14 protein-coding genes are annotated in these 13899 nt (G+C 58.6%); 6 read left to right on the top strand and 8 right to left on the bottom strand.

Features of this window, described 5'->3' with window-relative positions; all coding sequences use genetic code 11:
• The first annotated feature begins 175 nt into the window (after positions 1 to 175).
• On the top strand, positions 176 to 712 hold the full coding sequence (locus tag AC0B60_RS04495; protein ID WP_465084374.1) for a gamma carbonic anhydrase family protein: 537 nt from the start codon (positions 176 to 178) through the stop codon (positions 710 to 712).
• Positions 713 to 727: 15 nt separating this feature from the next.
• Positions 728 to 2347, top strand: coding sequence for an alkaline phosphatase family protein (locus AC0B60_RS04490; protein ID WP_465084372.1), 1620 nt, complete (start codon positions 728 to 730; stop codon positions 2345 to 2347).
• Positions 2348 to 2372: 25 nt separating this feature from the next.
• Here AC0B60_RS04490 and AC0B60_RS04485 read toward each other — a convergent pair whose 3' ends face one another.
• The 8 genes from AC0B60_RS04485 to AC0B60_RS04450 all read right to left on the bottom strand — a co-directional run bounded on the left by AC0B60_RS04485 (position 2373) and on the right by AC0B60_RS04450 (position 9207).
• Entirely contained in the window at positions 2373 to 2690 is a 318-nt protein-coding gene (locus AC0B60_RS04485; RefSeq protein WP_465084371.1) for a PA4642 family protein, read from the bottom strand.
• Positions 2691 to 2815: 125 nt separating this feature from the next.
• Positions 2816 to 3649 carry a flagellar motor protein MotB gene (locus AC0B60_RS04480; protein ID WP_465084369.1) on the bottom strand — a complete coding sequence of 278 codons (834 nt, stop codon included), beginning with the start codon at positions 3647 to 3649 and terminating at the stop codon, positions 2816 to 2818.
• A 3-nt stretch (positions 3650 to 3652) separates the two neighbouring features.
• Complete coding sequence (locus AC0B60_RS04475; protein WP_465084368.1) at positions 3653 to 4426, bottom strand: MotA/TolQ/ExbB proton channel family protein; 774 nt, start codon at positions 4424 to 4426, stop codon at positions 3653 to 3655.
• Positions 4427 to 4499: 73 nt separating this feature from the next.
• Complete coding sequence (gene aroE, locus AC0B60_RS04470) at positions 4500 to 5327, bottom strand: shikimate dehydrogenase (RefSeq protein WP_465084367.1); 828 nt, start codon at positions 5325 to 5327, stop codon at positions 4500 to 4502.
• Positions 5320 to 6282: an oxygen-dependent coproporphyrinogen oxidase gene (gene hemF / locus AC0B60_RS04465; protein ID WP_465084365.1), complete on the bottom strand. Its 963-nt coding sequence runs from the start codon at positions 6280 to 6282 to the stop codon at positions 5320 to 5322. The genes aroE and hemF overlap by 8 nt, the downstream gene beginning before the upstream one ends.
• Before the next feature lie 8 nt (positions 6283 to 6290).
• Positions 6291 to 6866, bottom strand: a complete 576-nt coding sequence (tsaC, locus tag AC0B60_RS04460) for an L-threonylcarbamoyladenylate synthase type 1 TsaC (protein ID WP_465084363.1) — start codon at positions 6864 to 6866, stop codon at positions 6291 to 6293.
• A 26-nt stretch (positions 6867 to 6892) separates the two neighbouring features.
• The gene (dprA, locus tag AC0B60_RS04455; protein ID WP_465084362.1) at positions 6893 to 8059 is read right to left on the bottom strand and encodes a DNA-processing protein DprA; all 1167 of its coding nucleotides are present in this window, start codon (positions 8057 to 8059) and stop codon (positions 6893 to 6895) included.
• A 131-nt stretch (positions 8060 to 8190) separates the two neighbouring features.
• On the bottom strand, positions 8191 to 9207 hold the full coding sequence (locus tag AC0B60_RS04450; protein WP_465084361.1) for a LysM peptidoglycan-binding domain-containing protein: 1017 nt from the start codon (positions 9205 to 9207) through the stop codon (positions 8191 to 8193).
• Between the two features lie 374 nt (positions 9208 to 9581).
• On the opposite strand from AC0B60_RS04450, the gene def reads away from it, so the two are divergent.
• The 4 genes from def (at position 9582) to trkA (ending at position 13801) form a co-directional block, all read left to right on the top strand.
• Positions 9582 to 10085: a peptide deformylase gene (gene def / locus AC0B60_RS04445; protein ID WP_465084360.1), complete on the top strand. Its 504-nt coding sequence runs from the start codon at positions 9582 to 9584 to the stop codon at positions 10083 to 10085.
• Between the two features lie 78 nt (positions 10086 to 10163).
• Entirely contained in the window at positions 10164 to 11099 is a 936-nt protein-coding gene (gene fmt, locus AC0B60_RS04440) for a methionyl-tRNA formyltransferase (protein ID WP_465084358.1), read from the top strand.
• The gene (gene rsmB / locus AC0B60_RS04435) at positions 11100 to 12401 is read left to right on the top strand and encodes a 16S rRNA (cytosine(967)-C(5))-methyltransferase RsmB (RefSeq protein WP_465084357.1); all 1302 of its coding nucleotides are present in this window, start codon (positions 11100 to 11102) and stop codon (positions 12399 to 12401) included.
• Complete coding sequence (gene trkA, locus AC0B60_RS04430; RefSeq protein ID WP_465084356.1) at positions 12398 to 13801, top strand: Trk system potassium transporter TrkA; 1404 nt, start codon at positions 12398 to 12400, stop codon at positions 13799 to 13801. Before rsmB ends, trkA begins: the two co-directional genes overlap by 4 nt.
• Positions 13802 to 13899: the final 98 nt, after the last annotated feature.

Genomic DNA, 13899 nt, shown 5'->3' with positions numbered 1-13899 from the left:
AATTTGAAGTAACTCCAACGCTTGGGGAGTCTCTGGGGGAGGTCTTTCCAAAACTGTGCGGAGCCATGGATGGCGGAGCTCAAGCGTCACATGGATGTGCTTGAGCGTGTTTTGGAAAGACCTCCCCCAGAGACTCCTTCCCCACAAGCTTTAATCCACTTAAAGAGTATATGTAATGTCGAATGTACGAACACACAAGGGTAACACGCCAAAATTTGGAGAACGCGCCTGGATTGATCCCAGTGCGGTGGTCATTGGGGATGTTCAGACAGGGGATGATGTCTCAATCTGGCCAATGACGGTCGTGCGCGGTGACATGCACAAAATCCGCATTGGCAATCGCTGCAGTATCCAGGATGGGTCAGTACTCCACATCACCCACGCCAGTGATTATAACCCGGGCGGCTATCCACTGCTGATAGGGGACGACGTGACCGTTGGCCACAAGGCGTTGCTGCACGGCTGCACCGTAGGCAACCGGGTGCTGGTGGGTATGGGCTGCATCATCATGGACGGCGCCGTGGTGGAGGACGAGGTGATTGTCGCCGCTGGTTGCCTGGTACCACCGGGAAAAACATTGGAGTCCGGGTACCTGTACGTTGGGTCGCCCTGCAAACAGGCCCGGGCGTTATCGGATAAGGAAAAGACCTTCTTCAAGTACACAGCGGCCAATTACGTCAAACTCAAGGACGACTATCTGAATGAAGTTTAGTGGAGAGATTCGCCATTGAAGCGACTGCTGTTCACCACCATCCTGCTGAACGTTTTGTTTCTGGCGTTGCTGCTACCTCACTATTCCCAGGCACCCTGGTTGGCAGCGGAAGCTCTATTGGTAAGTGGACTGTTTGCCCTGCTGCCTGAGAGCACAGGAAAGCGTGTCGGAGCAGCAATTGTCGGTTCTCTCTTCAGCTTGCTCGCATTCTTTGCATTAAGTGATGTCCTGGTTCGCCACAGTCTCGGACGGCCTTTCAATCTCTATCTCGAGTTGGGCCTTGCCAGTTCGGTGTTTAACCTGTTGCAGAGCAACCTGGGAATGACGCTGTCGCTGACGCTGATCGTCATGGCCCTGGCTATCTTCGTGGGGTTGGGCATCTGCGTAAGCCGGTTACTCCGGCAGGTTGACTCAAACCGCTCCCGTACCTCGGCAACGGCTGTTGCGACCCTGGGCGTCGTTGCCATTGGGATAGCGTTTCTGCCGCAACCATTCGTGGGGCTGACAGCAGCCCGAGCAGCCACCCAGCAGGCTGAACTGGCCGCTGATACCTATCAGTCAACGGCTTCTTTCCAGCAGCACTTGATGGATAACCCGGACGCCAGGCAATCCAGACCACTGCAGGCATTTGCGCAAACCGACGTGATCCTGGGGTTCATTGAGTCCTATGGCATCTCTTCAGTCACCAACCCGCGGTATCGGCCCCTGATTCAGTCTCGGCTCCAGCAAATGGAGCAGGTGCTGGCGACCGCAGGCCTTCATATTGTCACGGGCCGCTTGCAATCCCCCGTTCAGGGTGGCCAATCCTGGCTGGCGCATACCACGCTGCTCAGCGGCCAATGGATCGACACCCAGCTCGATTACGACACTTTCCTGGCCAGTGACTATCCCACACTGATTGATGATATGGGCGCGACTGGCCATGACACGGTGGCCGTTATGCCCGCCATTACCCAGGAGTGGCCGGAGGGTCTTGCGTTCGGCTACAACCGGATCTATCACTCCACCACCATGGGGTATCGTGGACCCACCCTGAACTGGGTCACCATGCCGGACCAATACACCTGGTCATGGTTTCAGCGCCAGGTACGAGAACGGTCGGAGAAACCGGTCTTCACGGAAGTGGCACTGATCAGCAGTCACGCGCCCTGGGTGCCGATATTGCCGGTGCTGGAGGACTGGGACAAGATTGGGAACGGAGAAACCTTCAACCGTTGGAAGGGGGCAGGCGAAGCACCCGCAAGCCTGTGGCGAGATCCTGACCGCGTACGCGATCACTACGCACGCTCGCTGGATTATGCGCTGAACGTGGCCACCGAATACGCCAAACGTCATGTGGACGACCAGACACTGCTAGTGCTGACAGGCGATCATCAAGCGGCTCCGTTGATCACAGGCGACGACGCCAGCCGCGACGTCATCGTTCATTTGATCAGTGCCGACCCTGACTTACTGAGTCCGTTTGTTAGCGACAGAAACAAACTGGGTGGACTTCATGGGTTTCGCTGGGGCGCGCACCCCCATTCGGATCAACAGGGGCCTTCAATGGCCCGCTTCAGGCCATTTCTTCATCGGTCTTTCAGCCCTGTTCGCATCCCGGTAAAAATTTCGGCTTCGGGCGACATTGAGCAGTAACCGGTAAGAAGGAGAGTGATGGGCCTCAGTTCCCGGTCTCTGCGGTTGTTTTTGCGCCCGCTTTCCGAAGTGTTTCTATGTATGCGGTGCTGCGACGGTGCCGCGACACCAGGTCCAGGATGGTCTCACCATTTTCATCGACAGCGTTGAGATCCCGCCCCGCTTCCACAAAGAAACCGACGAAACGGTCAAAGTCTTCGGCAATCATGGCCTGGTAGGCCTTAATCAGGGCGTTGAAGTCGGCATTGATACGGCTGTCGTAGGGTGTGATGGCCAGAAACCCCTTTACCCGTTCATCACTCCACTCCTCACCAATGACTTTCGGCTTGTCTGGTCCACTCATAATCGCTCTCTGATCCTGTTAATTCGGCATATGTGTTGGCGTTGGGCTGCACAGTATAAAGATCTAAAAGCGTCGGGGTTATATAAATTGACTATGAGGAGCTTCCCGGCAGGTATATGCGCGTTTCAGGGGTTAATTTCCACCGGTAGCTGGTCCGTCTCCACGCTGTCGTCGCATTGCGGGTTGCGGATGGAAATCTCCACCCTCCGGTTCTTGGCCCGGTTCTCCGGGCTGTCGTTGGGCGCCAGTGGGTTCGTTTCCGCCCGGCCCGCCGCGACGACCCGCTCCGCCGGCACCTGACGATTCAACACCAGCTCGTGCACCACCGACACGGCACGCGCAGCGGACAGATCCCAGTTGGAGCGATAGCGGCCACTGGCAATCGGGCGGTCATCCGTGTAACCCGCCACCAGAACATCACCGGTGCAACCGGACAGCACCTCTACCACCCGCTCGATGATCGGCACCATTCCCGGCTTGATTGCCGCTTCTCCTGAGCGGAATGTGGCTTCTTCCGAAAATCGGATCACCACCCGGCTTTCATCGTAGTTGACGCTCAATGCGTCAGAAGCCACTTCCGGTTCAAGCTCTTCGATCATTCGGCTGGCCAGATCGATCACACCCGCCGGAATCTTGGTCGGGGCATCCGCTTCCGCGCGCTCATCAATGAATTCTGGCTCGTCGGTCTCTGTATCCATCGGCTCCGGCAGGGAAACCGTATCCGACTCTATCAGTGTCAGCGGCGAGCCCCCAACCGCATCGCCGAGCACCTGGTTGCTGCCAAAGGCCACCGCCATGGAGTTGGCCATGGCACGGTACTTTTCAACATCCATTTCCGCGAAGGACAACAACAGGATAAAAAAGGTCAGCAGCAGGGTGGCCAGATCGGCAAAGGTGACGATCCAGGCCGGGGAGCCACGGCCATGCTTCTTCTTTTTGACGGGCTGGCGGACCACCAAAACTTACGACTCCCGCTCCGGCGTAAGACCATTGCGCTGTTCCGGCGTCACAAAAGAAGACAGCAGTTCAGTCATCACCCGGGGATTCTCGCCGCGCATGATAGTGCGCATGGACGTGGTGATCAGCACCTGGTTGCGTGCCTCATCTTCGGCTTTGAGCTGCAGCTTGTCGGCCAGGGGCAGGGCGATCAGTTGGGCGATGAAGGCCCCATAGAGCGTGGTCAGCAGGGCGATCGCCATGGCCGGGCCAATGGAGGACGGATCGTCGAGGGTGTTGAGCATCTGCACCAGGCCAACCAGTGTGCCCAGCATACCGATGGCCGGGGCGGATTCACCAATACCGCGAAATACCCGTTCTGAGACTTCGTAGCGCTCGGCCGTCTGCTGGGTTTCCTGGGCCAGAGCTTCTTCAACCAACTCGGGTGGGTGGCCGTCCACACACAGATTGATGGCTTTTTGCAGAAACTCGTTCTTGGCGGTGTGGTTTTCCAGGCCCAGGATACCTTCCTTGCGAACTACAAGAGCCAGTGTACCAACTTCGCGGATCAGCTCCGCAGGCCGTTCGACACGATCTTTAAACGCCGCTGCAAACGCCAGCCTAAAAGCACTCATCACCGAAGACAGACGAAACTTGATCAGGGTGACGGCAAAAGTGCCACCCAGCACAATCGCCAGCCCCGGAAGGTTGAAAAAGGTAAGTATCGACGCGTTGGCTAGCATCGCGAGCACGACAATCAGTACGCCTGCCACCAGCCCGACAAGGGTGAGAATATCCATCAGAGACCTTTAATCAGCGACCTTCGGGAACCGTTTACACCTGCGAAGCATAGCCCATTCATCCGGGTTGGGCTCAGTCGTTTCGCAATTCTTCAATGACCGGACGGGTGTCCGGGGTTTTTCCACGCCATATCCGGAACGCCTCCGCCGCCTGTTCCACCAGCATGCCCAGGCCGTCGAACACCCGGGTGGCCCCCTGTTCCAGCGCCCATTCGTTGAAGGTGGTGGTCTGCAGAGAATACATCATGTCGTAAATCACCGTGTCGGCACCGATCACACTTGCGGAGATTGGTGGCAAATCTCCCTGCAGGCTGGCACTGGTGCCATTGATGATGACGTCGAAAGCGTCGGCCGGCTGTTCGAACCCGCAGGCCTCCAGGTACGTATCGCCGGCCACGGGTTCGAAAAAACTGACCAGCCCCTCAGCTTTCGCCAGGGTGCGGTTGGCAATCGTCAGAGCGGCAGGTTCTTCTGCGAGAATCGGCCCCAGAACACCACGAACGGCCCCGCCGGCGCCCAACACCAGCAGGCGCTTACCCGCCAGGCGAACGCCATGGTTGATCATGAGGTCGGTAACCAGTCCTTTGCCATCCGTGTTGTCGGCGGTAAGTGAGCCTTTACTGTCCTTGTAGAGCGTGTTCGCCGCACCCGCTCGCTCGGCGCGTTGGGTTCGCAGGTCCGCCAGCTGCCAGGCCTGCTCCTTGAAAGGCACGGTGACATTCAACCCCTTACCACCGCGCTCGAAAAAGCCTTTGACGGTACCCGCAAAATCGTCTTCTGGCGCCTGTATGGCCGTGTATTCCAGCTGCTCGCCGGTCTGGCGGGCAAACAGGCTATGAATGCGGGGGGACTTGCTGTGACTGATGGGGTTACCCACCACGGCGTAAAGATCGTTATGCATCGGCACTCTCCATCCCCTTCCCCAGCCGATCCCCCAGCCAATCCCTTCCGGTAAGAAAGTAGTCCGTCAACCGTGCCTCTTCCGAGCCGGGCTTCGGCACGAAGTCGTACTCCCAGCGCACCAGCGGTGGCAGCGACATCAGGATGGATTCCGTGCGGCCACCGGACTGCAGGCCAAACAGGGTGCCCCGGTCGTACACCAGGTTGAATTCCACGTAGCGGCCGCGGCGATACAGCTGGAAATCACGCTCGCGATCGCCCCAGGCCAGGGCCTTGCGACGCGCAACAATGGGCTCATAGGCATCAATGAAGCTGTCTCCGACAGACTGCATCAACGCAAAATCACGACTGAAGTCCCCGGTATTATGGTCGTCGAAAAACAACCCTCCCACACCCCGGGGTTCGTCCCGATGTTTGAGGTAAAAATAGTTGTCACACCAGTGTTTGTACTCGCGATACAGGTGATCGCCGAACGGATCACAGGCGGCTTTCGCAACCTGATGCCAATGGACGCAATCCTCGTCGAAGCCGTAATAGGGGGTAAGATCATAGCCCCCTCCAAACCAATAGACTGGCTCTGCGTCCTCGGGGGTTGCAACGAAAAACCGTACGTTGGCATGGGACGTGGGAACATAAGGGTTTGTAGGATGCATTACCAGAGACACCCCCATGGCCTGCCAAGGCGCACCCGCCAGGTGAGGCCGATGCGCGGTGGCTGACGCAGGCATGGTCTCGCCCATCACATGGGAGAAGTTCACACCGCCTTTCTCGAACACCGCACCGTCGTTGATTACCCGGCTGATGCCGCCCCCGCCTTCGGGCCGGTCCCAGGCATCGGTCTCGAAAACGCCCTTGCCATCGACCGCTGACAGCCGTTCGCAGATCTGATCCTGAAGGCCTAGCAGGTACTGTTTCACGGCATGGGTGTCGGGGTGCTGAAAAGGATGCTGAGACATGGGAACTCCTAGCGCAGTTGCTTTCCGCTGACGATATCGATGATACGGCTGGGTTGACGGTTACCGCCCAGTTCGCCCGGCACCAGCCAATCCAGTTGGCCCTCGAAATAACGACGCACCTGCCAGGAGGTACGGGCCGGCTGACGCCCTGCCGGGTTACAGGAGGTTGAGACCAGGGGGAAGCCGGTCGTCTCGCACAGCGCGCGCGCAATCGGATGGTCACTGACCCTGACGGCAATAGAGCTGTGACGACCCCGAACCTGCTGTGGGATTTGCATCCGGACATCCGGCAGAAGACAGGTGACCGGGCCGGGCCAATGACTCATCGCCTGGCGTTGCTGCTCCTTCGGCAAAGGGTCGAGCAGGAACCGTACCTGATCGACAGACGACGCCACAAGGATCAGCCCTTTTTCCACCGGACGCTGCTTGAGCACCAGAATGCGTTCAACGGCGTCCTGATCCCAGGGGTCACAACCCAGGCCCCAGACGGCTTCTGTAGGATAGGCAATGACACCGCCACCAAGGATGGTGCGGCGGGCGCAGTGAAGGTGCCAGTCGGACAAAGGTTGCTGTGGTGGTTTCATGAAATCTTCAAGTCTTTAAACGCGGCTCAGGCAATCCGTTGAAACCCTCCCGGCGCAGAATCCACCAACCCCTGTAACTCCAGGAGAAGCAGCGACTGCATCAACTGATCGGCGGGAAGGCCGGTCACTGAACACAAATCATCGGTTGACTGCGGATCATACCCTAAAGCCTCCAGCACCGCGATTTCCCGGGAATCCAGGCCTTCAGTGGCCGGCCTTTGCACGACCACCGAAGACGGATAGCCCTCGCTCTGACCGGTCCACCAACCGCCCAGCTCCTCACAGACATCATCCACCGTCTCCACCAGCTTTGCGCCCTGGCGTATCAGGTGATGGCAGCCATGGGCCAGGGGATTGTGCACGGAGCCGGGAATGGCAAACACCTCACGCCCCTGTTCCAGCGCCAGGCGCGCGGTGATCAAAGAGCCGCTTTTAAGTCCCGCCTCTACCACCAGGATGCCGCGGCTGAGGCCACTGATAATCCGGTTTCGGCGGGGAAAGTGGCCCGCCTTGGCGGAGGTGCCCGGCGGGTATTCGGACACAATCACCCCCTCACCGGCGATGCGTTCACTGAGGGTGCGGTGGCGATAGGGGTAGGGCTTATCAACACCATTACCAATCACCGCGACGGTCGGGAAGCCGGCATCCAGGGCACCAGCATGGGCGGCGCCGTCCACCCCCAGAGCCAACCCGCTGGTCACCAGCAAGCCTTTTCGGCCCAGCGCAGCGGCAAAGGAACGGGCGTGCTCCAGCCCGGCCCGGGTAGCATTGCGGCTGCCCACAATGCCGATCTGCTCACGCCCGAGCAGGGAGCGATCACCGCGCACGTAGAGCACCAGCGGCCCGTCGTGAATATGCCTTAGGGGTTCAGGGTAGTCAGCATCGGCCATGGTCAGGATATCCGTGCCTGTCCTCAGGCAATCCCGGTATATAACGTCGGCACTGGCGACAACAGGGTGGGCGCTATCCTGGCGGCGCCATGCTTCGAGGGCTTCGACCGTTTCCGTCACCAAACCCAGTGCTTTCAGCGTGGCGGCATTATGGGTCAGGAGCTGCTGAAAATCCGGAAGCTGTTCGAGAATCGCCTGCTGACGACGGGCTCCGAATTTCGGCAGACAGGAGAGGAATATCCAGAATCCGTGACCCGACTGGAACAGGTTCGGGACAGACGGGGAGTCGGTAGAGAGGGGCATGGCATCCTTCCGTGGATCAGGGTTGGGTAACGGAGCTTGCCTTCCTGGCAGGCTGAAGGTGAATTATGCCATAAAAAAAGGAGCCGGCGATGCGGCTCCCTTTCTACAGGCGTATTTACGTCGTTCTAACCTCAGGGATTGGTCACCTTGTCACCAACCGACAACGGACGGGTCGCCTGCAGGATCAGGCCATAGCTCATTTTCTCATAGGTCTGGAACACCATCATCAGCCCGGCACGCTCGGAGGGCAGTTCGATGGTTTCATCAGTGATTGGGTCCCGAACCAGGTTGCCGCTCTTCAGCACAGCCATGACATTGCCCGGCTTCAAGCCTTCCCGTTCACCACGGTTAATGGCCACTACATCAAACTGCCCGATCTGGCTCACACCACCATCGACCGAAATCATCTGGGCCTCGATGTCACTGTCGGGAGAACTGGGCACAAAACTGGTGGTGATGCGACGCTCTTCGCCCACCAGCAGTCGGTCCCCGATGCGCACTTCCTCGTTGGATTGCTTCAGTCGGAGTGTCAGAACGTCTTTATTCTCGGCAATGACTTCACCGCGGGCGATACTCCGGGCCTCAAGGCCAAGGAACTCGCCAGTTTCCGGATCGCGGAATTCCTTGCTGCGGCGGAAGACGCCCACATTGTCAGCCGGCTTCTCACCACGGGCGTAAATCCGATCACCCGCGCCGGTAATAATCCGGCCGTCCTCGCCTTCCAGCACGTAAGGCGCGCCATTGAGTGCCTCAACGTCAACGATACGCGTGTCGGTCAGGAAACTGCTGATCGCATCCAGGGGAATAGCCGGAATCGGCGTGTCGATTGGCTCGGAACGCACTTTTGGCGAGAGCTTCACCACCCGGTCACTGGAAACCTTGGTAACACGCGGCTTGCCGTCGATGTAGACAAGCGCCAGTTCGTCACCCGGATAGATAAGGTGTGGGTTTGCAACCTGTGGATTCACGTGCCAGATTTCCGGCCAGTACCAGGGGTTATTCAGGAAGCGGGCGGAAATATCCCACAGGGTGTCACCCTTCACGACAGTGTAACGCTCGGGATGATCGGACCTCAGTTCCGGGGCGGCGTGGGCCCAGGAGGTTAGCAGCAGCATGCTTGCTGCCAGAGCGTACAGCAGTTTCCTCATTGTTTAAGTCCTTGATCGCGTGCCTTGAATCGATAGATTCTGTTCTTGGTATGCAGCCGGTACTCTGCCTTTTATACCACTACTATAGAAGATGTCTCGCAAATTGTGATGTTATCTTTTGTTCTTCCAGTAATTTCTACGCTATGGTCAAAAGCTTTTGACTATCAACTGATCAGTTTGTACTCAATGAGCGAGTTGAGGGATAATAGCATTATAAACGGCAACAACCCGTTGAAACCGGCTCTTTCATCCCGATCATAATAGTCACGGGATGGAAAAATGCGCAGTACGCTGTCGCATTTCGGAGACAGTATTCACACCGTTACAAAAGATAACGGTGAAAGCCAGAATCAGACACCAAAAGTACGAGCGCCATGATACTAGATATTCTCGAATACCCGGATCCCCGCTTGCGCACCATTGCCAAGCCTGTGGATCAGGTGACCGACGAGACCCGCAAACTGATCGACGACATGTTTGAGACCATGTACGATGCGCCCGGCATTGGCCTGGCTGCCAGCCAGGTCAACGTGCACAAGCAGATCATCGTCATGGACCTGTCCGAGGACAAAAGTGAACCGCGGGTATTTATCAACCCGGAAGTGGAAGTACTTGATGGCGAGCTTGAAGACATGCAGGAAGGCTGCCTGTCAGTGCCGGGTTTCTACGAGGACGTCTCCCGTATTGAACACTGCATGATCAGGGCCGTTGGCCGTGACGGAAAGCCGTTTGAGCTGGAAGCCCGTGGCCTGTTGGCGGTGTGTATCCAGCATGAGATGGACCATCTCAACGGCAAGCTGTTCGTGGACTATCTGAGTTCACTGAAGCGCACCCGTATTCGCAAGAAGCTGGAAAAGCTTCACAAAAAAAGCGCCTGAAGCCGCCAGAACAGCGTAAACCGGGACCGGGTGACAACCCGGTCTTTTCGTATTCAACGGACCAGGAAGCGATACCCCGTGCGACTTGTTTTTGCCGGCACCCCCGATTTCGCAGCCACTGCGCTGAAGGCCTTGCTTGCGACCCACCATCAGTTGGTTGGCGTTTACTCCCAACCCGACCGGCCTGCGGGCCGAGGCCGCAAACTGACACCCAGCCCGGTCAAACAGGTTGCCGTTGAGGCGGGCATTCCCGTGTTCCAACCGGAGTCCCTGAAATCGCCCGAAGCGCAGGAACAGCTCCGCAACCTGAACGCAGACGTGATGATCGTCGCAGCATACGGCCTGATACTGCCGCAGTCGGTGCTGGATATCCCCCGCCACGGCTGCCTGAACATCCATGCATCGTTACTGCCTCGCTGGCGCGGTGCCGCGCCTATTCAGCGCGCGATTGCGGCGGGTGACCGGGAAACCGGTATTACCATCATGCAAATGGACGCCGGCCTGGACACCGGCGCAATGTTGCTGAAAGCCATCACCCCGATCGAAGACACCGATACCGGCGGCAGCCTTCACGACCGCCTGGCAGGCCTGGGTGGCGAAGCCATCGTCAAGACACTGGAGCAGCTTGAGAAAGGCAAGCTGCAGGGCGAAACCCAGGACGAGGCCCGAGCCTGCTATGCCCGTAAACTCAGTAAGGAAGAAGGGCATATCGACTGGACCCGGGACGCCCCCGCCATCAGCCGTCTGATTCGCGCCTTTAATCCCTGGCCCGGTACTTACACCGACCTCGAGGATCTGCGCATCCGCATTCACCAGACGGAGATTCTGGACGACACCAGCGACAAACACCCGGGTACCGTGATCCGCCGCGACCGCACAGGGATCGACATTGCATGCGGCCTGGAATCCCTGAGGATCACCCGTTTGCAGTTGGCCGGCTCGCGGCCACAGTCGGTGAACGACCTGATCAACGGCGGCAAAGACATACTGATGCCCGGCCAGGAGCTGAACTGAATGAGCCAGCAGGGCCAGCCACTGCGGGCGGTTGCTGCCCGGGTTTTGCAATCCGTTGAGAACGGCCAGTCGCTGTCCCAATGCCTGCCCCACGCCATGGGTGATGTGGCAGACAGCGAACGACCACCACTACAGGCACTGTGTTATGGCACCTCCCGCTGGTTTCATCGGCTCGATGCCGAATTGCAGGCGCGCCTGAAAAAGCCGCTGCGCAAACCGGACCGGGTGGTGCACCACCTGATGCTGGTGGCGCTGTTCCAGCTTCGCTTCAGCCAGCAGGCCATCTACGCAGTGCTGAATGAAACCGTGGAAGCCTGCCGCGCCCTCGACAAACCACACCTGACGGGGCTGGTAAACGGCGTGTTGCGGGCGGCGGAACGGGAAGGTGAACCATCCATAACGGACGACGTGGCGCGTTTCAGCCATCCCCACTGGATGCTCGAAAAGCTACGCCATAACTGGCCCCACGACTGGCAGGCCATACTCGAGGCTAATAACACTCAGGCTCCCATGACCCTACGGGTGAACGCCCTCCGCTTCCGCCGCGGCGACTATCTGCAGTTGCTGTCCGAAGCCGGCATCGATGCCAAAGCGACCCTGTTTGCGCCCCACGGTATTCAACTGGCCACCCCGGTGCCGGTGGACTACCTGCCATGGTTCGCAGAAGGCGCAGTCAGCGTTCAGGACGAGGCCGCCCAGCTTTGCACCACCCTGATGGATCTGGCTCCCGGCCAGCGAGTGCTGGATGCCTGTGCTGCTCCGGGCGGCAAAACCTGCGCTATTCTTGAAAGCTGCGGGCAGTTGGAAGAAGTGGTGGCCATCGACGAATCCGCTGATCGACTACCAAGGGTGCAGGAAAACCTGGAGCGGCTGGACCTCGTGGCCACGCTGAAGCAGGCAGATGCCGCCGACATTGACCAATGGTGGGACCAGAAGCCGTTCGATCGCATCCTGCTGGACGTTCCCTGCAGCGCCACCGGCGTGATTCGCCGCCATCCGGACATCAAGCTGCTGCGTCGGGAATCAGACATTGTTCCGCTCGCCAGCATTCAACTGGGCCTGCTCGCGTCGATGTGGCAAGTGCTCGCGCCCGGAGGGCGCCTGGTCTATGCCACCTGTTCGGTGTTTCCGCAGGAAAATCACCGTATAATCCGTCGATTCCTGAAACAGCAGGATGACGCCGCCCTGGTGGAGCCCGACGTCCTGTGGGGGCGCGATATGGAAACCGGCCGCCAAATGCTGCCTGTTCCCGAAAGCCACGATGGATTTTTCTACGCCGTGCTGGAGAAACCCGAACCATGAAAATCCTGATTCTCGGTGCCGGCCAGGTGGGCGGGACCCTAGCGGAAAACCTCGCCAACGAAGCCAACGATATCACTGTGATCGACAGCGACAGTGCCCGCCTGCGAGAGCTTCAGGACCGCCTTGATATCCGCACAGTCCAGGGCAAGGCGTCGTTTCCCACGGTATTACGACAGGCCGGTGCGGAAGACGGCGACATGATCATCGCCGTTACCAACAGCGACGAGACCAACATGGTCGCCTGCCAGGTCGCCAAATTGCTGTACAAGACCCCCACAACGATATGCCGAGTCAGGGCCAACGCCTATCTGGCGAAGCCAGAGTTGTTCTACCAGCGAGAGCAGAAGAAGGACCTCGACAGTCTACGCGGGTTCCCCATTGATGTACTGATCAGCCCCGAACACCTCGTGACCAAACACATCACCCGACTGATTGAATACCCGGGCGCGCTGCAGGTACTGGAGTTTTCGAAAGGCCTTACCCAGCTTGTCGCGATTCGCGCGACAGAGGGCGGGCCGTTGGTAGGTCACGAGTTATCCTACCTGCGTAGCCACATGCCCAAAATCGAAACCCGGGTGGCGGCGATCTTCAGAAAAGGCCGGGCCATCATGCCTCAGGGGGATACGGTGATCGAAGACGGCGACGAGGTCTTCTTCATCGCCGCTTCCGACCATATCCGCTCGGTGATGAGTGAGTTGCAGCCGCTGGAGAAGCCCTACAAACGCATCTTCATCTGTGGCGGTGGCAACATCGGCCAGCGCCTGGCTCACACCCTGGAATCCCGCTACCAGGTGAAGCTGCTGGAACGGGGCCACGAACGGTGCGTAATGCTGTCCGAGAATCTGCGCAAAACCGTGGTACTGGAGGGCAACGCCGCTAACAAGGACATCCTGCTGGAAGAGAACATCGAAAACACCGATGTCTTCTGCGCCGTCACCAACGATGACGAAGCCAACATCATGGCGTCATTGCTGGCCAAACGCCTGGGTGCCCGTAAGGTACTGACCCTAATCAACAACCCGGACTATGTTGACCTGATCCAGGGGGGAGACATCGACGTCGCCATTTCGCCCCAGCAAACCACCATCGGCAGCCTGCTCACTCATATTCGTCGCGGCGATGTAGTAAATGTTCACTCACTGCGCAGGGGCGCTGCCGAAGCCATCGAGGCCATCGCCCACGGCGATCATCGATCCTCCCGGGTGGTGGGTAAGCGGCTTGACGAAATCAACCTGCCGGAAGGCACCACCATCGGCGCCATCGTCCGCCACAGCGAAGTCCTTATCGCCCACGACCACCTGCGGGTGCAGCCCGATGACCACGTTATCCTGTTTCTGGTGGACAAGTCGCGGATACGGGATGTCGAGAAACTGTTCCAGGTGGGGCTGACGTTCTTCTAGCGCAAAATCAATCTCCTGAACCCAACTTAGAAATACGCGATTGGCAGGCGTATAATGCCCCTTTTTTCCGGAGTGCCCCGGCCGAATGCCCGGGCGCC

It is taken from the genome of Marinobacter sp. V34 (assembly GCF_055524115.1).
This window is presented reverse-complemented; position numbering and strand designations above follow the sequence as displayed.